The following is a 20,998-nucleotide window of genomic DNA, read 5'->3' as shown; positions in this document are numbered from 1 at the left end:
AAAAACAAGCTATTTACAATTGCGCGGAATCTCAGCAATTGCATCTAGGTGTATTGTAATATAAAATAGTTGAACAGGAGTTTAATTTATTATGGAGGTGCTATGTCTAGTATGAATACGAACGAAAGAATCGTGCCCCTCCTACCATTAAGAGGCGTTCTCGTATATCCAACGATGGTTTTGCATCTTGATGTAGGACGTGATAAATCGATACAAGCACTAGAGCAGGCGGCAATGGATGAAAATATCATCTTTTTAGCAATGCAAAAAGAAATGAATATCGATGATCCGAAAGAAGATGACATATATAGTGTAGGTACGGTGGCGAAAGTGAAGCAAATGTTAAAATTGCCGAACGGTACGCTTCGTGTCCTTGTGGAAGGTTTACATAGAGCAGAAGTAATAGAGTTTATCGAAGAAGAAAATGTAGTACAAGTGTCTATTAAAACGGTAACTGAAGAAGTAGAAGATGATTTAGAAGAGAAAGCTTTTATGCGTACGTTACTGGAGCATTTCGAACAATATATTAAAGTTTCGAAAAAAGTTTCAAATGAAACATTTGCAACGGTAGCTGATGTGGAAGAACCAGGGAGATTAGCTGATCTAATTGCCTCTCACTTGCCAATTAAAACGAAGCAGAAACAAGAGATTCTAGAGATTGTATCTGTAAAAGAACGATTACAAACACTTATTTCAATTATTCAAGATGAACAAGAGTTACTTAGCCTAGAAAAGAAAATTGGGCAAAAAGTGAAACGTTCCATGGAGCGCACGCAAAAAGAATATTTCTTACGTGAGCAAATGAAGGCGATTCAAACTGAACTTGGCGACAAAGAAGGCAAGGGCGGAGAAGTAGAAGAACTTCGTGAGAAAATTGAACAGTCAGGAATGCCGGAAGAAACAATGAAGGCTGCGCTGAAAGAATTAGATCGTTATGAAAAGTTACCAGCAAGTTCTGCGGAGAGTGGTGTTATTCGCAATTATATTGATTGGTTATTAGCGCTTCCGTGGACAGAGGCAACAGAAGATATAATTGACCTTGCTCATTCGGAAGAGATTTTAAATAACGATCATTACGGTCTTGAAAAAGTGAAAGAGCGTGTACTTGAATATTTAGCTGTACAGAAGTTAACGAATTCATTAAAAGGACCTATCCTTTGTTTAGTAGGCCCTCCTGGGGTCGGCAAAACTTCGTTAGCGCGTTCAATTGCAACATCATTGAATCGTAACTTCGTCCGTGTATCTCTTGGTGGTGTGCGTGATGAATCTGAAATTCGTGGTCACCGCCGTACATATGTTGGAGCAATGCCAGGACGCATTATTCAAGGTATGAAAAAGGCGAAAACAGTTAATCCAGTCTTCTTATTAGATGAGATTGATAAAATGTCTAACGATTTCCGTGGAGATCCATCAGCGGCATTACTTGAAGTATTAGATCCAGAACAAAACCATAACTTCAGTGATCATTACATTGAAGAACCATATGATCTATCAAAAGTTATGTTTGTAGCAACTGCTAATACACTTTCAAGTATTCCAGGTCCATTACTTGACCGTATGGAAATCATTTCGATTGCTGGCTATACAGAACTTGAAAAAGTACACATTGCTCGTGAGCATTTATTGCCGAAACAATTAAAAGAACATGGCTTACGAAAAGGTAATTTACAAGTGCGTGATGAAGCGCTGCTTGAGATTATTCGTTATTATACACGTGAGGCTGGTGTTCGTACGCTAGAGCGCCAAATTGCAAAAGTTTGCCGTAAAGTAGCGAAGATTATCGTTACAGCAGAACGTAAACGTATCGTTGTGACAGAGAAAAAGATTGTTGATTTACTTGGTAAACACATATTCCGTTATGGGCAAGCTGAAAAAACAGACCAAGTTGGTATGGCAACAGGTCTAGCTTACACAGCAGCAGGCGGCGATACACTTGCCATTGAAGTTTCTGTAGCGCCAGGAAAAGGGAAACTAATTTTAACAGGGAAACTTGGGGATGTTATGAAAGAATCAGCACAAGCTGCGTTTAGTTATATACGTTCTCGTGCAGAAGAGCTTCAGATTGATCCGAATTTCCATGAGAAAAATGATATTCATATTCACGTTCCAGAAGGAGCAGTTCCAAAAGACGGACCGTCAGCAGGTATTACGATGGCAACGGCACTTATTTCTGCGCTAACAGGTATTCCTGTAAGTAAAGAAGTGGGTATGACAGGTGAAATTACACTTCGTGGTCGTGTATTACCAATTGGTGGTTTAAAAGAAAAAACATTAAGTGCTCACCGCGCAGGCTTAACAAAAATTATTTTGCCAGCAGAAAACGAGAAAGATTTAGATGATATTCCAGAGAGCGTAAAAGAAAACCTTACGTTTGTGCTTGCATCTCATTTAGATGAAGTATTGGAGCACGCATTAGTAGGAGTGAAACAATGAAAGTAACAAAAGCAGATATTGTAATTAGTGCTGTTAAACCAGAACAATATCCAGACAGTGATTTACCAGAAATTGCATTAGCAGGTCGTTCAAATGTGGGGAAGTCTTCCTTTATTAATAAAATTTTAAATCGTAAAAAGTTAGTGCGTATTTCTTCTAAACCAGGAAAAACGCAAACGCTGAACTTTTTCTTAATCAATGAGATGATGCACTTTGTTGATGTTCCAGGTTACGGATATGCAAAAGTATCTAAATCGGAGCGCGCTGCATGGGGGAAAATGATTGAAACGTACTTTACAACTCGTGAGCAATTAGACGCAGCTGTATTAGTAGTTGATTTACGTCACCAACCAACAAGTGATGACGTGATGATGTATGATTTCTTAAAGCATTATGAAATCCCAACAATTATTATTGCGACGAAAGCCGATAAAATTCCGAAAGGGAAATGGCAAAAGCATTTAAAAGTTGTAAAAGAAACGCTTGCTGTTGAAAGTGGCGATGAAATTGTTCTATTCTCTTCTGAAACAGGACTTGGAAAAGAAGAAGCGTGGAAAGCAATTCATAAATTTACAAAAACAAAAAACGCGTGACGAATGTCGCGCGTTTTTGTTTTGCTAAATTTTTTAGCGTACGTTTAATGTAACTTCAATATTTCCTCGTGTTGCTTTCGAGTAAGGACATACACCGTGAGCCGCTTCTACAAGTTCTTGTGCTTCGCTATGTGAAACGCCAGCCACATGTACATCAAGTACAGCAGATAGACCGAAACCACCATCTGTATCTTTTCCGATAGAAACGTGAGCAGTTACTTCTGTACTTTCTACTTTCATACGTTTTGTACGAATGACAAGTTGTAATGCACTATCGAAACAAGCTGCATAACCAGCTGCAAATAGTTGTTCTGGATTTGTTGCTTCTCCGCCTGCACCACCTAGTGCTTTCGGCATTTTTACATCAAGATTTAATATGCCATCATCTGAAACTACTTTCCCATTTCTTCCACCTGTTGCTGTTACTGAAGCAGTATATAATTTATCCATATTTATTCCCCTTTTCCATCATTAATTGTTTTCATTGTGTCAATTAGTTTATTTAGTTGAATTAATAAAGAGAGATATTCTTGCTCTGTAATTCCTAAGTTTGTAGCCATCGTTGTCGGTAATGAACAAGCCTTTTCCTTTAAATCTTTGCCTTGTTCTGTTAATTCAATACAAACTTTTCGCTCGTCTTCTTTGGAACGAACACGTTTTACAAGTTTTAATGATTCCATTCGTTTTAACATAGGTGTTAACGTACCAGAATCTAAAAATAGACGTTCTCCAATTTCTTTTACTGTTAGTCCATCTTGCTCCCATAGTACGAGTAAAGTAATGTACTGGGGATACGTAATACCCATTTCTTCTAAATAAGGTCGATAAAAACGAGTAACCTCTCTAGAGCAGGCGTAAATAGAAAAACAAAGTTGGTTATCTAGATGCAAAGAGTTTTCTGTCATAAATAACTCCCTTCTAATTAAATTGTGCACAATTTAATTTTGTAAAACTAATATAACGAAAAAGAAATACAATGTCAAATACATTGTATTGAGAAAGTCTTTGTTACATTTTGGAACAATCATACATATTTTCCTTCATGATGAAAGAAGATAGGGAAGATGATGTTATAATTTATATGGAATAGTTTCCATCACTTGATTATGAGGGCTTTTTTTGGTAACGTACAAATAGAGTTATTAATTTATAATCATTATAAAGTAGAAGTTTTTTTATTAGTGTTACTGAATCTCCTTTATTACATACGGAGAATAATTAAAAAATAATCGGTTGTTCACACGATTGTCAGATTCATAAGAGGAAAGTTGTATTATGATAGTAGATAAAGTGATAAAACGGGTGAAGGGGGACATGCTGCGTGCATATTCTTGTTGTTAGTGTAAATTATCGAACAGCCCCTGTAGAATTTCGTGAGAAACTCACATTTCAGGCAGCAGAACTAGAGCGAGCGATGACTACATTACAAAATCAAAAGAGCGTGTTAGAGAATGTCATTGTATCAACTTGTAATCGCACTGAGATTTATGCTGTTGTCGATCAATTACACACGGGACGGTATTATATTAAGAAGTTTTTAGCTGATTGGTTTCAGCTTGAAATAGAAGAAGTTGCGCCATATTTAACTATTTTTGAACAAGATGGTGCAATAGATCATTTATTCCGCGTAACGTGCGGTTTAGATTCAATGGTAGTCGGAGAAACGCAGATTTTAGGTCAAATAAAAGATAGCTTTTTAGAAGCGCAACAAGTTAAAGCAACAGGCACAATTTTTAATGAATTGTTTAAGCAAGTCATTACATTAGCAAAACGTGCCCACTCAGAAACAACAATCGGGGAAAGTGCGATGTCTGTTAGTTATGCTGCTGTTGAGCTTGGAAAGAAAATATTTGGCGAGTTAACAGATTGTCATGTGCTTATTCTTGGTGCTGGTAAAATGGGCGAACTTGCACTGCAAAACTTATATGGAAGTGGTGCTCGTAAAGTAACAGTTATGAATAGGACGCTTTCGAAAGCAGAAGTAATGGCTGAGAAATATATGGGACATGCAAAATCGTTAAGCGAATTACAATGTGCATTATTAGAAGCAGATATTTTAATTAGTTCAACTGGTGCATCTGAGTATGTCATTACGAAAGAGATGATGACAAAGGTGGAGAAAATGCGCTCTGGTCGTCCTTTATTTATGGTTGATATTGCAGTACCACGTGATATTGATCCAGCGATTGATGAGTTAGAAGGTTCTTTCTTGTATGACATTGATGATCTGCAAGGAGTAGTGGAGGCAAACCGTGCTGAGCGTTTGAAAGAAGCGGAGAAAATTCAATTTATGATTGAAGAGGAAATTGTTCTATTTAAAACGTGGTTAAGTACACTTGGTGTTGTTCCATTAATATCAGCTCTTCGTGATAAGGCACTTGCAATCCAAAGTGAAACGATGGTAAGCCTAGAGCGAAAAATACCAAACCTTAGTGATCGTGAGAAAAAAGTTATTAGTAAGCATACGAAAAGTATTATTAATCAATTATTAAAAGACCCAATTTTAGTAGCGAAAGAAATAGCTGCTGAAGAGGGAGCGAGCGAAAAATTAGCGTTATTTGCGAAGATTTTCGATTTAGAAACGGAAGAAGTAGAGAGTCGTGCGGAAGAAGTAGAACATAAAAGAGTGTGGACACCATCCGTTCCATCTTTATAATTTGGAAGGATGATCGGATGAGTTTTTTAAATAACAGTATTATTTATCATATTGCAATTATTTTATATGCTTGTAGCATTAGTTTATATTTTATAGATTATTTCCAAAGTAACCGAAAGGCGAACCGATTTGCTTTTTGGTTACTTTCGATTGTATGGGTATTGCAGTCTATTTTTATGTTGCTTAGGGCGACAGATTCAGAAACGAACCCCATTTTAACTTTATTATCAGGGATTTATTTTTATGTTTGGTTATTGATTACGATGTCATTAGTCATAAATCGATTTATGCGCGTTGACTTTTTAGTCTTCTTTACAAATGTTGTTGCATTTGGCGTAAGCGCTTTTTCTATTTTTACACCGCTCGGAAAGATGTCGCCAGTACTTGCAGAGCAATTAGTTTCAGAACTTGTATACGTGCATGTTGGAATGGCGATTATTTCTTATGCAACGTTTACGGTATCGTTTATTTTTTCTATTATGTATTTACTGCAATATCGCCTATTAAAAAAGAAAAAGTGGAATGCGAGATTAAGAAGGTTAGGGAATTTACCGAAGCTTGAATCTACGTCTTACGGATTAAATTTATTTTCTGTTCCATTTTTCTTACTAGCAATTTTATTAGGATGTATATGGGGATATACAAAATTAGATAATTTTCATTGGTATGATACGAAAGTAATTGGTTCGTTTGTCGTTCTATTTGTATACTGTGCGGGCTTGTATTTAAGAGCGGCAGATGTGTTGCAAGGGAAGAAAATTGTACTGTGGAATGTAGGGGCCTTTCTCGTAATGCTAGTTAACATTTTTTTATTAAGTAGTTTATCTAATTTCCACTTTTGGTATTTATAATGAGGAGAGAGAATTATGCGCAAAATTATTGTAGGGTCACGAAAGAGTAAGCTAGCATTAACACAAACAAACTGGTTTATTGATCAGTTAAAAGCACTTGGTTTACCATATGAATTTGAAGTGAAAGAAATTGTCACTAAAGGTGATGTGATTTTAGATGTTACTCTTTCAAAAGTAGGCGGAAAAGGTTTGTTCGTTAAAGAAATTGAGCATGCGTTACTTACGAAAGAAATCGATATGGCTGTACATAGTATGAAAGATATGCCAGCCGTACTTCCAGAAGGATTGATGATTGGCTGTACACCAAAGCGTGTTGACCCTCGTGATGCTTTTATCTCAAAAAATGGAGCATCGTTTAAAGAGTTAGCGGAAGGTGCTATTTTAGGTACGAGTAGTTTAAGACGTAGTGCACAGCTACTCGCTGCGAGACCAGATTTACAAGTGAAGTGGATTCGCGGAAATATCGATACACGTTTACGTAAATTAAAAGAAGAGGATTACGATGCGATTATTTTAGCGACAGCTGGATTACAAAGAATGGGCTGGGATGATGAAGTTATTACAGAACATTTAGATGAAACGTTATGTGTACCTGCTGTAGGACAAGGTGCATTAGCGATTGAATGTCGTGAGGACGATAAGGATTTATTGCAGCTGTTAGCGCATATTAATGATGCGATAACAGAAAGAACAGTGGCAGCGGAGCGAGTATTTCTTCATAAACTTGAAGGTGGATGCCAAGTTCCAATCGCTGGATATGCAACCCTTACAAAAAATGATGCAATCGAATTAACAGCTCTTGTCGGCTCTATGGATGGCTCTGTTTTATTAAAAGAGACAGTAGTGGGTACTAATCCTGAGGAAGTAGGATTAGAGGCCGCAGACCGTTTAATTAAGCGAGGCGCCAAAGAACTCATTCTTGCTGCAAATAAGGAGCAACAATAAATATGAACGCTCTCGCTGGAAAAACGGTATTGATTACACGTGCCCAGCATCAAGCGAAACAAATGAGTGTAGCAGTGAAAGAAAAGAGCGGAATTCCATTGGAAATTCCGCTTTTGCGTATGGAAGGTATGTCTCATAGGCAAATTCAACATATCAAAGAGCAGCTACATTCATACGACTGGGTTATTTTTACGAGCAGAAATGGTGTAGCTTTTTTTCTAGATAGTTTAAAAAAGAAACTACCACTAACCATTAAAATCGCTGCAGTAGGTGTGAAAACAAAATTAGAGTTAGAAAAAAGGGGCTATCAAGTTCATTTTGTTCCGACTTCATTTGTTGCAGAAGCATTTGCAGAAGAGTTTCTAAAAGAATTAAGTGGAAACGAACGTATTTTATTTCCGAAAGGGAATTTAGCAAGAGAGGTAATTCCGGTTGCACTTCGGGAAATTGGTGTTTCTCTAGATGAGCTAATCGTATACGGTACGAAAGTGAATATAGAAAAAAAGCAAGAGCTTATAGCGGCATTGAAGTTAGGGAAAGTAGACATTATTACATTTACGAGCCCTTCAACTGTTACTAGTTTTGTTCGTTTACTTGAGGGTACAAACTGGAGAGAATGGACAAAAAAATGTACAATTGCTTGTATAGGACCTATTACGGAAAAAGAGGCAAGTCTTTATTTTCCGTCTGTTATTGTGCCGAAAGAGTATACTGTAGAAGCATTACTACAATATGTTTGTGAATCTATAAAATGAAAGAATGGGGATAGAAATCTATGAACTCTTTACAATTTAATCGTCATCGTCGTTTAAGACAAAGCGGGGGCATGCGTGCGCTTGTGCGTGAAACGTTTTTACATACGGAAGATTTTATTTACCCTATTTTTGTATTAGAAGGTGAAAATGTTCGTAATGAAGTTCCTTCTATGCCAGGCGTATATCAAATGTCTTTAGATTTATTGCAAGCTGAAATGCAAGAAGTTGTTGATTTAGGTATTCGTTCTGTTATTGTATTTGGTTTACCTGCTGAAAAGGATGAAGTTGGATCATCAGCATATTGTGATCATGGAATTGTACAACGTGCTATTCAGCAAATTAAAGGTGATTTCCCTGAGCTAGTAGTAGTTGCAGACACATGTTTATGTCAATTTACAAGCCATGGTCATTGCGGTGTAATTGAAGATGGTATTATTTTAAATGACGAGTCTCTTGCGGTTCTTGCGAAAACAGCTGTAAGTCAAGCGAAAGCAGGAGCGGACATTATTGCGCCATCAAACATGATGGACGGCTTCGTAACAGCAATTCGCCAAGCATTAGACGAAAATGGTTTTGAACACGTGCCAGTTATGTCGTACGCTGTGAAATATTCATCAGCATTTTATGGACCATTCCGTGATGCTGCGCATGGTGCACCACAATTTGGTGACCGTAAAACATATCAAATGGATCCGGCAAACCGTATGGAAGCATTCCGTGAAGCAGAATCAGATGTAATGGAAGGTGCAGATTTCTTAATCGTAAAACCAGCTCTTTCTTACTTAGATATCGTTCGTGATGTGAAAAATAACTTTAATTTACCAGTTGTCGCTTATAATGTAAGTGGTGAATATTCGATGATTAAAGCGGCAGCGCAAAATGGTTGGATTAATGAAAAAGAAGTTGTTCTTGAAAAATTAATTAGTATGAAACGTGCAGGGGCAGATTTAATTATTACGTATCATGCAAAAGATGCAGCAAGATGGTTACAAGAAGGAGGCACTAAATAATGAAAAAGTTTGATAAGTCAATTGCAGCGTTTGAAGAGGCGCAAGACTTAATGCCTGGTGGCGTAAATAGCCCGGTTCGTGCCTTTAAGTCTGTTGGGATGAATCCGTTGTTTATGGAGCGTGGAAAAGGTTCTAAAGTATATGATATCGATGGGAATGAATACATCGACTACGTATTATCATGGGGTCCTTTAATTCATGGTCATGCAAATGATCGTGTTGTAGAAGCGTTAAAATCTGTCGCTGAAAGAGGTACAAGCTTCGGTGCACCAACAGAAATTGAAAATAAATTAGCAAAACTTGTTATTGAGCGTGTGCCATCAATTGAGATTGTGCGTATGGTTAACTCTGGAACGGAAGCAACAATGAGTGCACTACGTTTAGCTCGTGGTTATACAGGTCGTAATAAAATCTTGAAATTTATTGGTTGTTACCACGGTCATGGTGATTCGTTATTAATTAAAGCTGGTTCTGGTGTGGCGACTTTAGGTTTACCAGATAGTCCTGGTGTACCAGAAGGTGTAGCGAAAAATACGATTACAGTAGCTTATAACGATTTAGAAAGCGTAAAATACGCGTTTGAACAATTCGGTGATGATATTGCTTGTGTAATTGTAGAACCAGTAGCAGGAAATATGGGGGTTGTTCCACCGCAGCCTGGATTTTTAGAAGGGCTTCGTGAAGTAACAGAACAAAACGGTGCATTGCTTATTTTTGATGAAGTAATGACAGGGTTCCGAGTAGCTTATAATTGTGGTCAAGGTTATTATGGCGTAACACCTGATTTAACATGCTTAGGTAAAGTAATCGGTGGTGGTTTACCGGTAGGAGCATACGGTGGTAAAGCAGAAATTATGCGCCAAGTTGCGCCAAGCGGACCGATTTACCAAGCTGGTACTTTATCAGGTAACCCACTTGCAATGGCGGCAGGTTATGAAACGTTAATACAGTTAACGCCAGAATCATATGTAGAATTTGAGCGTAAAGCTGAAATGTTAGAAGATGGATTACGTAAAGCAGCTGAAAAACATGGCATTCCGCATCATATTAACCGTGCAGGCTCTATGATTGGTATTTTCTTTACAGATGAACCTGTTATTAATTACGATGCAGCAAAATCTTCAAATTTAGAATTCTTTGCGGCTTACTATCGTGAAATGGTAGAACAAGGTGTATTCTTACCACCATCTCAATTCGAAGGTTTATTCTTATCGACAGCACATAGTGATGCAGATATTGAAGCGACGATTGCAGCAGCTGAAATTGCAATGTCAAAATTAAAAGCGTAATGTATTAGAGAAAATCGCTCTCCATAAGGGGAGCGATTTTTTTTATTCATAAAGTAAGCTTTCCACACATAAATCTGTAATGACATATAGTTTGGGAGGGGGAAAAGAAGTGGCTGCAGATCATTCATTACGATTTTCATTAAAAGAATCTGTGTGGTTCCAAAAAGGACAGGAAGTCGAAGAACTTTTGTCAATTTCGTTAGATCCAGACGTTGAGATAGAAGAGCTTGATCATGAAGTAATCGTGAGAGGACAATTAGATTTAACGGGAGAGTATGTTGCACGAAAAGATGATTCCGCGTATTCATTAAGAGAACTATCGCCAGCAAAGTCAATTGATTATGTAGAAACAAGAGAAGATGGGGTTAATGAACTTGTTCATTCCTTTCCACTTGAAATATCAATTCCGAGAAATCGAGTGAAAGTAATTGAAGAGCTATATGTATCAATCGAGGAATTTGATTATGAATTAAAGGAAAATGGTTGCTTACAATTATTAGCGGATATATCTATTACCGGTTTGTGTGATGAAGAGAGAAGCGAGGATGAAGTTGAAGAGGAAGAAACGGTGTATGCTGAGTTAGAAGAAGATTCAGCGCAAGAGGATGAAAATAGACCGGCGCCGCATGTAGAAGAAACAGCATATAAGGAATCAGATGAGTGGGAAGATTACGCATTTGAACCGTTCCAATTAGAGGAAAGAAAAGAGCAGGAATTAGAAGAAGAGAAAATAGAAGAACATGAATTTGTGGAACGTGAAGAGGAGCAAGAAACAACGCCGCAATTTGAACTGTTCGGACGAAAAGATTTCAAGAAAGAAAAAGCGAAAAAGCAGGAAGAACAAGAAGAAGAGTACTCACAGCGAGATGAAAATGCGCTTTATTTAACAAAACTATTTACGAAAGAACCGGAAGAAGAATTTACAAAGTTAAGAATGTATTTCGTGCAAGAAGGAGATACAATTGAATCTATTGCAGACCGTTATGAAACGTCTGTACAAAATTTATACCGTGTCAATCAAACAGAAGATATATTTTTAAATACGGGGCAAATTATTTATATTCCCGTTTCAAGGGTAAAGGCGAAATAAGGAAGTGAGTGTTTTCACTCACTTCCTTTCTTAGAGGCTATGTTTTGAATAGAAAGGGTTATTCGTATGGATATTGAGTTGCGAAATCACTATGAACCTATCGTGAGGCAATATAGATTGGATACGCAGCATATGGAAGAGCACGGAAATGTAATGAAAATTTATACGAATCAAGGTCCATATGCACTCAAGAAAATAGAAGGCAGAAAGTTAGAGCGGAATAACTTTCTGCATCATATTCAATATTTGAAGGAGAAAGGTTTTTCAAATTATGTACCTATATATCATGCGACGGATGGAAGTTATATTTTAAGTGACGGGACGTATAATTATTATTTAATGCCTTGGTTAGAACGTGCAGAAGGAAACGGTGAGGACAATGATCAATACCATAAAATGTTTCAGACACTTGGAATGTTGCATCAAAAAACTGTGAAGGAAGAAACGTATACGGAAGAAGATTTAGAAAAACATTATACAACTATATCCGATCGTTGGGAAAATGATGGTGAGATGTTAGAAGAGTTTCTCGTAGAATCTGAATCAAAATGGTATATGTCCCCGTTTGAATTGCAATATTGTACGTACTATCATCATGTAATGAGAGCGCGTGAATTTGCAACGAAGCAATTAAATGAGTGGAACGATGCGATGAAAGAAAAAGAGAAAACGCGTATTACTTTTGTGCATGGTAATGTGTCACTTAATCATTTTTTATTTGACTATGAGCGGAATGGCTATTTTATTAGTTTAGAAAAATCGAAGTTTGCAACGCCTGTGCAAGATATAGTAGGTTTTTATTCACGGTCTTTAAACACATATCCAATCGCAAGAAGTGATCGGTTTGAATGGTTTCAAATGTATCAAAAAAATTTCCCTTTTACGAAAGAAGAGCAACTACTTATGTTTGCGTATATGACGTATCCATCGCAATTTATTCGGCAAATCCAGTCTTATAAGAAAAGAAGAGAGCGTCGTAATGAGGAAAATGAACTTCTCGGAGTAAAGAGTTTGCAACAATCGCATTGGCTCGTTAGTAATATAGAATATTTCCTTTCGCAATTACAAGCTGCCCAGCAAGGGAACGGATAAAGAAGATAAGTAGAGGGTACTACTTATCTTCTTTTTTTCATTCCAAAAGCTATAGTCTTAAATTTATCTTGACGAATAAGGTTTCGTTTTTTACACTATTGTATATAATAATTAACAATCATATAAATGCCTTGAAGGGGAAGAGTATAACAAGAAACGTCTTCAGAGAGGAGAATCATTAGCTGGGAGATTCTCTAGATAGTTATGTTAGAAGGTAGCCCTGGAGCATCTTTTCTGAACGGAATAGTTCTCATTAGGAAAAGACGGATTTGTCCGTTATCAAATTAAGAGTATAAGCAAATTATGAATTTGTTTGTAAATAAAGGTGGTACCGCGATGTCCCTCGTCCTTTTTGGATGAGGGACATTTTTTATTTTAAGGAGGGAAAATAATGTCAAACACGGAAAAGAATTTACCAACTAAATATGATCATATGTCCGTTGAAGAAGGCCTTTATCAATGGTGGCTTGAAGGCAAATATTTTGAAGCAACAGGAGACGAGAAGAAACAACCGTATACAATTGTAATTCCACCTCCGAACGTAACTGGTAAGTTACACTTAGGTCATGCTTGGGATACAACTCTTCAAGATATTTTAACTCGTACGAAGCGTATGCAAGGATACGATGTACTATGGCTTCCAGGAATGGACCATGCTGGTATCGCAACACAAGCGAAAGTAGAAGGAAAACTTCGTGAAGAAGGTATTTCACGTTACGATCTTGGCCGTGAAAAATTCCTTGAAAAAGCTTGGGAGTGGAAAGAAGAGTACGCTTCTCACATTCGTCAACAATGGGGGAAAGTTGGTTTAGGACTAGACTATTCTCGTGAACGCTTCACATTAGACAAAGGTTTATCAGATGCAGTTAATAAAGTATTCGTGCAATTATACGAAAAAGGCTTAATTTACCGCGGTGAATATATTATCAACTGGGATCCAGCAACACGCACAGCTCTTTCTGATATTGAAGTAATTCATAAAGAAGTTCAAGGTGCATTCTACCATATGAACTATCCGTTAACAGATGGTTCTGGTCACATTCGTCTTGCGACAACTCGTCCAGAAACGATGCTTGGTGATACAGCAGTAGCAGTTCATCCAGAAGATGATCGTTACAAACATTTAATTGGAAAAACAGTTACACTTCCAATCGTAGGCCGTGAGATTCCGATTATTGCTGATGAGTACGTAGAAAAAGACTTTGGAACAGGCGTTGTAAAAATTACACCAGCTCATGACCCAAATGACTTTGAAGTAGGTAACCGTCATGACTTACCACGCATCTTAGTAATGAACGAAGATGGGACAATGAATGAAAAAGCTGGTAAGTATGACGGTATGGATCGTTTCGAATGCCGTAAAGAATTAGTGAAAGACTTACAAGAAGCTGGCGTATTAGTAGAAATCGAGCCACATATGCATTCAGTAGGTCATAGTGAGCGTAGCGGTGCAGTTGTTGAGCCTTATTTATCAACACAATGGTTCGTAAAAATGGCTCCACTTGCTGAAAAAGCAGTAGCGCTTCAACAAAAAGAAGAAGAAAAAGTAACGTTCGTACCAGAGCGTTTTGAAAACACATACTTACGCTGGATGGAAAATATTCATGACTGGTGTATTTCTCGTCAATTATGGTGGGGACACCGTATTCCAGCTTGGTACCATAAAGAAACTGGTGAAGTATACGTAGGTACAGAAGCACCAGCAGATATTGAAAACTGGAATCAAGATAACGACGTACTTGATACATGGTTCAGTTCAGCATTATGGCCATTCTCCACACTTGGTTGGCCAAATGAAGATTCAGCAGATTTCAAACGTTACTATTCAACAGATGCACTAGTAACGGGTTATGATATCATCTTCTTCTGGGTATCTCGTATGATTTTCCAAGGTTTAGAGTTTACAGGAGAGCGTCCATTTAAAGATGTATTAATTCACGGTTTAGTTCGTGACGAGCAAGGTCGTAAGATGAGTAAATCTCTTGGTAACGGTATTGACCCAATGGATGTTATCGAAAAGTACGGTGCAGATGCAATGCGTTTCTTCTTATCAACAGGAAGTGCACCAGGTCAAGATTTACGTTTCAGCATGGAAAAAGTAGAATCTACTTGGAACTTCATTAATAAAATTTGGAACGCATCACGTTTCGTATTAATGAACATGGATGATATGAAGTATGAAGAAATCGATTTAACTGGTGAAAAATCAGTAGCAGATAAGTGGATCTTAACTCGCTTAAACGAAACAATCGAAAGCGTAACACGTAACATGGATAAATATGAGTTCGGTGAAGCTGGTCGTTCATTATACAACTTCATTTGGGACGATTTCTGTGATTGGTATATTGAAATGGCGAAACTTCCACTATACGGTGAAGATGAAGCAGCTAAGAAAACAACTCGTTCTATTTTAGCTTACGTATTAGATCAAACAATGCGTCTATTACACCCATTCATGCCATTCGTAACAGAGAAAATTTGGCAACATTTACCGCATGAAGGCGAATCTATTACAGTAGCTGCGTGGCCAACAGTTCGCGAAGATTTACAAGATACGGAAGCTGCGGCAGAAATGCATCTTCTAGTTGATATCATTCGCTCTGTTCGTAACATCCGTGCGGAAGTTAACACGCCAATGAGCAAAAAAGTTCAAATGCAAATTAAAGCAAAAGATGAGGCTGTACTTGCTCAACTTACGAAAAATAGCTCTTACATTGAGCGTTTCTGTAACCCAAGCGAATTAACAATCCAAACGGACTTACAAGCGCCAGAAAAAGCGATGACTGCAATCGTAACAGGTGCAGAGTTATTCTTACCGTTAGCTGATCTTATCAATCTTGATGAAGAGAGAGCTCGTCTTGAGAAAGAACTTGAGAAGTTCGATAAAGAAGTAGAACGTGTACAGAAGAAACTTTCTAACCAAGGTTTCGTAGCGAAAGCTCCTGCAGCGGTTATTGAAGGAGAGCGTGCGAAAGAGCAAGATTACCTAGAAAAACGCGAAGCAGTTCGTCAACGTCTAGCAGATCTTGAAAAGTAAAAATGTTTTTAGAGACTCACTATATTGGTGAGTCTCTTTTCTTTGCGTATAATAGAACTATGAAAGTTGTCTTTTGAAAGGGGAAAAGCATACGTGATACATACATACGAAGAAGCGATAGGGTGGATTCATAGCCGATTGAAATTTGGAATGAAGCCAGGATTAGAAAGAATGAGATGGATGCTAGAAGAACTTGGAAATCCAGAGCGTCATATAAAATGTGTTCATCTTGCTGGTACAAATGGAAAAGGTTCAACGTTAACATATATGCGTTACATGTTAGAAGGCGCGAAATATAAGGTAGGAACGTTTACCTCTCCTTATATAGAAACATTTAATGAGCGCATTAGTGTGAATGGAACACCAATTGCAGATGAAGAGATTATTGAACTTGTAAAAATGGTAAAACCAGTCGTTGAAAAACTAGACGAGACAGATTTAGGGGAAGCAACGGAGTTTGAAATTATTACTGTTATGGCGATTTGCTATTTCGGTAAAGTCAATTTCTGTGATGTTGTATTATTTGAAACAGGGCTTGGTGGACGTTTTGATTCTACCAATGTTATACACCCTGTTCTCACGATTATTACGAATATCGGTCACGATCATATGCATATTTTAGGAAATACACTAGGAGAAATTGCATATGAAAAGGCGGGGATTATTAAGTCTGGCGTGCCTGTAATTACTGGTGTACAAGATGAAGAAGCTTTGCAAGTCATTCAAAATGTTGCAAAGGAAAACCATGCAAACTTATACGAACTTGGCAAGCATTTTACAGCGCTACATAAACAGTCTAACGAAGATGGAGAACAGTTTGATTTTACTTGTCCTTTTTCCACATTTGAAGATTTGCAAATCTCAATGAAAGGCATTCATCAAGTAGGAAATGCAGCGCTAGCACTTATGGCAGTAATGTATGTAAAAACATATGTATCATTTTTAATTGAGGAAGAGGAAATAAGAACGGGATTACAGTTAGCATATTGGATTGGGCGCTTTGAAAAGCTACAAAGTAACCCGGATATTATTATAGATGGTGCTCATAATCCAGAAGGTATCGAAAGCCTTGTGAAAACAGTAGAAGCGCATTACAAAGATAAAAATGTAATAGTGTTATTTACTGCCCTTGGTGATAAACAATTACATAACATGGTAGGCCAATTAGAAACCATTGCAGATGAAATTATTTTTACAACATTCGCCTTTGATCGTGCTATTTCTGCTGATAAGCTTGCATCATATTCACAGAAAGAATCAAAATTAGTTTTTGAAAATTGGAAAGAGGCAATTGATACAAAAGTTGAAATGATAGCAGAAAATGATGTTTTTATCATAACAGGTTCTCTTTATTTCATTTCTGAAGTACGAAAATATATTTGCGAGAAAAACTAGATAGTCTTTGCTATCTAGTTTTTTGTTCTACAAATGAAGTCAAATGCATACATATAAGATAAATATATAGGGTTATTTGGCGAATTCCTCTGACAAATATCTCGTTTTTTTGTGAAATGAATATGATATGATGCGGACAACGATAAGAGGTGAGGTGTGAGTGTATGGACAAGCAATCACGAACGATCTCAGTGAAAGTGAATGGAACAGAAGCGAAGTATGAGGAAAAGAAGAAAGATGAATTTGAATGGATGGTAGTAGAAAGTGAACGACCGAAAAATGTTGTTCCGTTTCAAAAAGCGAAATCAATGTCTGTGGAAAAATACAGAAAGAAGTGGAGTAATACATTAATTGTAATCGTTGCAACCGCAATTATTATCGGTACGGCGTTTGGAATGGGGATGCTTCATTTACTTACTGGACAAGGAACGACAGGAGGAAGTGAAGTAACTGCTTCAAGGCCGACTGGAAATGGAGAATCAAAGGTGGGTGGAACGGCAGAACAAACACCAGCACCGAAAGAAGAAAAACAAAAGGCGCAGGCAGGAACGTCATTGGATCCGATGAAATTATTTTTTGTTCAAGGGGGGCTTTATTCTTCTGAAGAAAAGGGACAGGCAGCTCTTGAAGAATGGAAAGGCAATGGGGGTATTGGTGCTTTGAGACCGAGCGGTGATAAGTATGCAATAGTTTTTGGTATTGCTAGCGATGAACAGTCTATAAATCAATTAATGACTAAGTATAAAAATGATGGTGTCTCCGTTTTAAAAAAGAACTGGGATATAACAGATAAAGCATTGCTGAAAGATGATAAAGAAGTAGGAACATTTTTAACAAAAGTGCAGCCATTATACAATCATTTAGCAAAATATGCTTCTAGCGTACAAGTTGGTGGAAAAAGCAGCGCAAAAGATATAGAAGTAATTGAAAAAGAATGGAAAAAGGTTGAAAAAGAAGGGAAAAGTATGAAACAAGAAGAAGCAAAGAAACTGTATATGTATACGTCGGTAGCTGTACAAACAGTAAAAGATGGGAAGATGGATAAGGAATCTTTGGCGAAATTAAATCAAGTTATTATTGATGGTTTACTCTCGTATGAAAAAATTGTTTCGTAGAAAGTGAAATGATAGGATAATAAAATGAGTAAGAAAGAAGTACATGTACTTCTTTCTTTTCTTTTGAATTTAGAGCAAAGTGCTTTCTCTATGACAGGAATATAATCGTATGCAATAAAGAAGTGTTATTTTAGTTAGAGAAATTAATATTTCTTTCATTTGTGGACAAACTATTCCTTTGATACGATTAATATAAATTGTTCTGCTTCATGTGAGAAAGGAAGGAGAAAATATGAGAAAAATAATTTTAGCTTCAGGGTCACCTCGGAGGAAGGAATTGCTTGAGTTAGCTAGTGTGCCATTTGAAATCGTTGTAAGTGAAGTAGAGGAAACAATTGGTGCATATTCATCGCCTTCTGATATTGTAATGTCGCTTGCCTTGCAAAAAGCATCAGCGGTGGCAGAAAATAATAGTGATCACATTGTGTTAGGTGCAGATACAATTGTTACATATGAGTCGCGTATTCTTGGTAAGCCTTCTAATGAGGATGAGGCGAAAGAGATGTTGCAATTACTATCAGGGAAAACACATGAAGTGTATACAGGTGTTGCAATTATAGCAAAAGAAAAAACGGTTACTTTTTATGAGCGTACAGAAGTTACATTTTGGGAGTTAACAGAAGAGGAAATTGATACATACGTCGCGTCGAAAGAACCTCTTGATAAAGCCGGTAGTTATGGGATTCAAGGTAAAGGATCTATTTTCGTTCAAAATATTCAAGGGGACTACTATAGTGTAGTTGGCTTACCAATTGCACGTCTCGTTCGGGAATTAAAACAATTTGATATTGATGTAACCCATGCGTAAAATTGCATGGGGTTTTCTTTGAGAGAACAAATAAAGGGGTGGAGAGATGAACGGTATTCGTGATGTTGTAAGAGAAGAACAGCCACGGGAGCGTTTATTGTTAGAAGGTGCTGGAAGTTTATCAAATCGAGAGCTTCTCGCAGTGTTACTCAGAACAGGTTCTAAAGAAGAAACAGTTTTAAAGTTATCAGATAAAATTTTACATCAATTTGATGGCTTACGTATGTTGAAAGATGCAACATTAGAAGAGCTAATTAGTATACATGGTATTGGGATTTCAAAGGCATCGCAACTTATGGCAGCCTTTGAACTAGGCAGAAGAATGGTACGTTTAGAATATCAAAATAGATATAGTATTCGAAGTCCAGAAGATTGTGCGAAATACATGATGGAAGAAATGCGTTTTTTACAACAAGAGCATTTTGTTTGTTTATATTTAAATACAAAAAATCAAGTTATACATAGGCAAACGATCTTTATTGGAAGTTTAAACACGTCAATTGTACACCCGAGGGAAGTTTTTAAAGAAGCCTTCCGTCGTGCAGCAGCCTCTATCATATGTCTTCATAACCATCCCTCAGGAGATCCCACGCCGAGCCGTGAAGATATTGCAGTAACAAAACGCTTAGTAGAATGCGGCCAGATTATCGGAATTGAAGTGCTTGATCATATTATAATAGGTGACCATAAATTCGTGAGTTTAAAGGAAAAAGGTCATATTTAAGACTATGCTTTTTACTTATTTTGTTTTATAATGTGATTTATGAGTTTTTTGTAGAAATTTATCTACAAAAAGGATAAAGATATAAAAAACGTACTGTTTTTATAATATAAAGTAAGAAAAAATGAGTCCGTGAAAACAAGAAAGGAAGATAAATAATATGTTTGGATTTGGTGGATTTACTCGCGATCTTGGAATAGACTTAGGAACTGCGAACACGCTTGTATATGTAAAAGGAAAAGGTGTAGTTTTACGTGAACCTTCAGTAGTTGCGTTACAAACTGATACGAAACAAATCGTTGCTGTAGGTAGCGATGCAAAACAAATGATTGGTCGTACACCAGGGAACGTTGTGGCACTTCGCCCGATGAAAGACGGTGTAATTGCTGATTATGAAACAACTGCAACAATGATGAAATATTACATTCAACAAGCTCAAAAATCAAACGGTTTCTTCTCACGTAAGCCGTATGTAATGGTATGTGTACCATCTGGTATTACAGCTGTAGAAAGACGTGCAGTAATCGATGCGACTCGTCAAGCGGGTGCTCGTGATGCTTATCCTATCGAAGAGCCATTTGCAGCAGCAATTGGTGCAAACTTACCTGTTTGGGAACCAACTGGTAGTATGGTTGTTGATATCGGTGGTGGTACAACAGAAGTTGCAATTATTTCTCTAGGTGGTATTGTAACAAGCCAGTCAGTCCGTGTTGCTGGTGATGATATGGACGATTCAATCATTCAGTACATTAAGAAAAGCTATAACTTAATGATCGGTGAAAGAACAGCTGAAGCATTAAAATTAGAAATTGGTTCTGCAGGCGAGCCAGAAGGTATCGAGCCTATGGAAATTCGCGGTCGTGATTTAGTAAGTGGTTTACCAAAAACAGTACTAATTCAGCCAGAAGAAATTGCAGATGCATTAAAAGATACAGTAGATGCGATTGTAGAATCAGTTAAAAATACGTTAGAAAAAACTCCACCTGAATTAGCGGCTGATATTATGGACCGCGGTATCGTATTAACAGGTGGCGGGGCATTACTACGTAATTTAGATAAAGTAATTAGTGAAGAAACGAAAATGCCAGTTCTTGTTGCAGAAGATCCATTAGATTGCGTAGCAATTGGAACAGGTAAAGCATTAGACAATATCGATCTTTTCAAAACTGCTGCTCGATAATATTGCAAAATAAAAATCAGTGAAATTA

Annotated in this window: 18 protein-coding genes and 1 other annotated feature; of the genes, 16 read left to right on the top strand and 2 right to left on the bottom strand. The window is 37.3% G+C overall.

The window, feature by feature from the left end; all coding sequences use genetic code 11:
- Positions 1-102 precede the first annotated feature (102 nt).
- Both lon and ysxC read left to right on the top strand, forming a co-directional pair.
- On the top strand, positions 103-2,433 hold the full coding sequence (gene lon, locus ACTFRH_RS27865) for an endopeptidase La (RefSeq protein ID WP_000097285.1): 2,331 nt from the start codon (positions 103-105) through the stop codon (positions 2,431-2,433).
- Positions 2,430-3,026 carry a ribosome biogenesis GTP-binding protein YsxC gene (gene ysxC / locus ACTFRH_RS27860; protein WP_000869117.1) on the top strand — a complete coding sequence of 199 codons (597 nt, stop codon included), beginning with the start codon at positions 2,430-2,432 and terminating at the stop codon, positions 3,024-3,026. The genes lon and ysxC overlap by 4 nt, the downstream gene beginning before the upstream one ends.
- Before the next feature lie 33 nt (positions 3,027-3,059).
- On the opposite strand, the gene ACTFRH_RS27855 is transcribed toward ysxC, so the two are convergent.
- Both ACTFRH_RS27855 and ACTFRH_RS27850 read right to left on the bottom strand, forming a co-directional pair.
- Positions 3,060-3,476 (bottom strand): organic hydroperoxide resistance protein, encoded by a 417-nt coding sequence (locus tag ACTFRH_RS27855; RefSeq protein WP_000359774.1) that lies wholly within the window; start codon positions 3,474-3,476, stop codon positions 3,060-3,062.
- A gap of 2 nt (positions 3,477-3,478) precedes the next feature.
- Positions 3,479-3,931 (bottom strand): MarR family winged helix-turn-helix transcriptional regulator, encoded by a 453-nt coding sequence (locus tag ACTFRH_RS27850; protein WP_000138546.1) that lies wholly within the window; start codon positions 3,929-3,931, stop codon positions 3,479-3,481.
- 416 nt (positions 3,932-4,347) lie between these two features.
- Between ACTFRH_RS27850 and hemA the strand changes: the two genes are divergently transcribed.
- The 14 genes from hemA to mreB all read left to right on the top strand — a co-directional run bounded on the left by hemA (position 4,348) and on the right by mreB (position 20,970).
- A complete protein-coding gene (gene hemA / locus ACTFRH_RS27845; RefSeq protein WP_000547868.1) occupies positions 4,348-5,682 on the top strand; it encodes a glutamyl-tRNA reductase in 1,335 nt (444 codons plus the stop codon).
- A gap of 17 nt (positions 5,683-5,699) precedes the next feature.
- Positions 5,700-6,533, top strand: coding sequence for a cytochrome c biogenesis protein (locus ACTFRH_RS27840; protein ID WP_000009002.1), 834 nt, complete (start codon positions 5,700-5,702; stop codon positions 6,531-6,533).
- A 15-nt stretch (positions 6,534-6,548) separates the two neighbouring features.
- On the top strand, positions 6,549-7,478 hold the full coding sequence (gene hemC / locus ACTFRH_RS27835; RefSeq protein ID WP_001226400.1) for a hydroxymethylbilane synthase: 930 nt from the start codon (positions 6,549-6,551) through the stop codon (positions 7,476-7,478).
- Positions 7,479-7,480: 2 nt separating this feature from the next.
- Entirely contained in the window at positions 7,481-8,233 is a 753-nt protein-coding gene (gene hemD, locus ACTFRH_RS27830) for a uroporphyrinogen-III synthase (protein WP_000992355.1), read from the top strand.
- 20 nt (positions 8,234-8,253) lie between these two features.
- Complete coding sequence (gene hemB, locus ACTFRH_RS27825; protein WP_001087067.1) at positions 8,254-9,243, top strand: porphobilinogen synthase; 990 nt, start codon at positions 8,254-8,256, stop codon at positions 9,241-9,243.
- Positions 9,243-10,532, top strand: a complete 1,290-nt coding sequence (gene hemL / locus ACTFRH_RS27820; RefSeq protein ID WP_000712940.1) for a glutamate-1-semialdehyde 2,1-aminomutase — start codon at positions 9,243-9,245, stop codon at positions 10,530-10,532. The genes hemB and hemL overlap by 1 nt, the downstream gene beginning before the upstream one ends.
- A gap of 79 nt (positions 10,533-10,611) precedes the next feature.
- On the top strand, positions 10,612-11,622 hold the full coding sequence (gene spoVID, locus ACTFRH_RS27815) for a stage VI sporulation protein D (protein ID WP_003302846.1): 1,011 nt from the start codon (positions 10,612-10,614) through the stop codon (positions 11,620-11,622).
- A gap of 66 nt (positions 11,623-11,688) precedes the next feature.
- Positions 11,689-12,714 (top strand): spore coat protein YsxE, encoded by a 1,026-nt coding sequence (gene ysxE, locus ACTFRH_RS27810; protein WP_000350654.1) that lies wholly within the window; start codon positions 11,689-11,691, stop codon positions 12,712-12,714.
- A 122-nt stretch (positions 12,715-12,836) separates the two neighbouring features.
- Positions 12,837-13,068 (top strand) — a binding site (T-box leader).
- A gap of 37 nt (positions 13,069-13,105) precedes the next feature.
- On the top strand, positions 13,106-15,751 hold the full coding sequence (locus ACTFRH_RS27805; protein ID WP_000072247.1) for a valine--tRNA ligase: 2,646 nt from the start codon (positions 13,106-13,108) through the stop codon (positions 15,749-15,751).
- A gap of 93 nt (positions 15,752-15,844) precedes the next feature.
- Positions 15,845-17,146: a bifunctional folylpolyglutamate synthase/dihydrofolate synthase gene (locus ACTFRH_RS27800; RefSeq protein ID WP_000582093.1), complete on the top strand. Its 1,302-nt coding sequence runs from the start codon at positions 15,845-15,847 to the stop codon at positions 17,144-17,146.
- Between the two features lie 164 nt (positions 17,147-17,310).
- Entirely contained in the window at positions 17,311-18,261 is a 951-nt protein-coding gene (locus tag ACTFRH_RS27795) for a hypothetical protein (protein WP_000361006.1), read from the top strand.
- A gap of 232 nt (positions 18,262-18,493) precedes the next feature.
- On the top strand, positions 18,494-19,069 hold the full coding sequence (locus ACTFRH_RS27790) for a Maf family protein (RefSeq protein WP_001226291.1): 576 nt from the start codon (positions 18,494-18,496) through the stop codon (positions 19,067-19,069).
- Between the two features lie 46 nt (positions 19,070-19,115).
- The gene (gene radC / locus ACTFRH_RS27785; RefSeq protein ID WP_001013390.1) at positions 19,116-19,793 is read left to right on the top strand and encodes a RadC family protein; all 678 of its coding nucleotides are present in this window, start codon (positions 19,116-19,118) and stop codon (positions 19,791-19,793) included.
- A gap of 157 nt (positions 19,794-19,950) precedes the next feature.
- A complete protein-coding gene (mreB, locus tag ACTFRH_RS27780) occupies positions 19,951-20,970 on the top strand; it encodes a cell shape-determining protein MreB (protein ID WP_000466736.1) in 1,020 nt (339 codons plus the stop codon).
- Positions 20,971-20,998: the final 28 nt, after the last annotated feature.

The sequence above is a fragment of the Bacillus cereus group sp. MYBK216-1 genome, assembly GCF_051916495.1.
Lineage (GTDB): Bacteria > Bacillota > Bacilli > Bacillales > Bacillaceae_G > Bacillus_A > Bacillus_A thuringiensis_K.
This window is presented reverse-complemented; position numbering and strand designations above follow the sequence as displayed.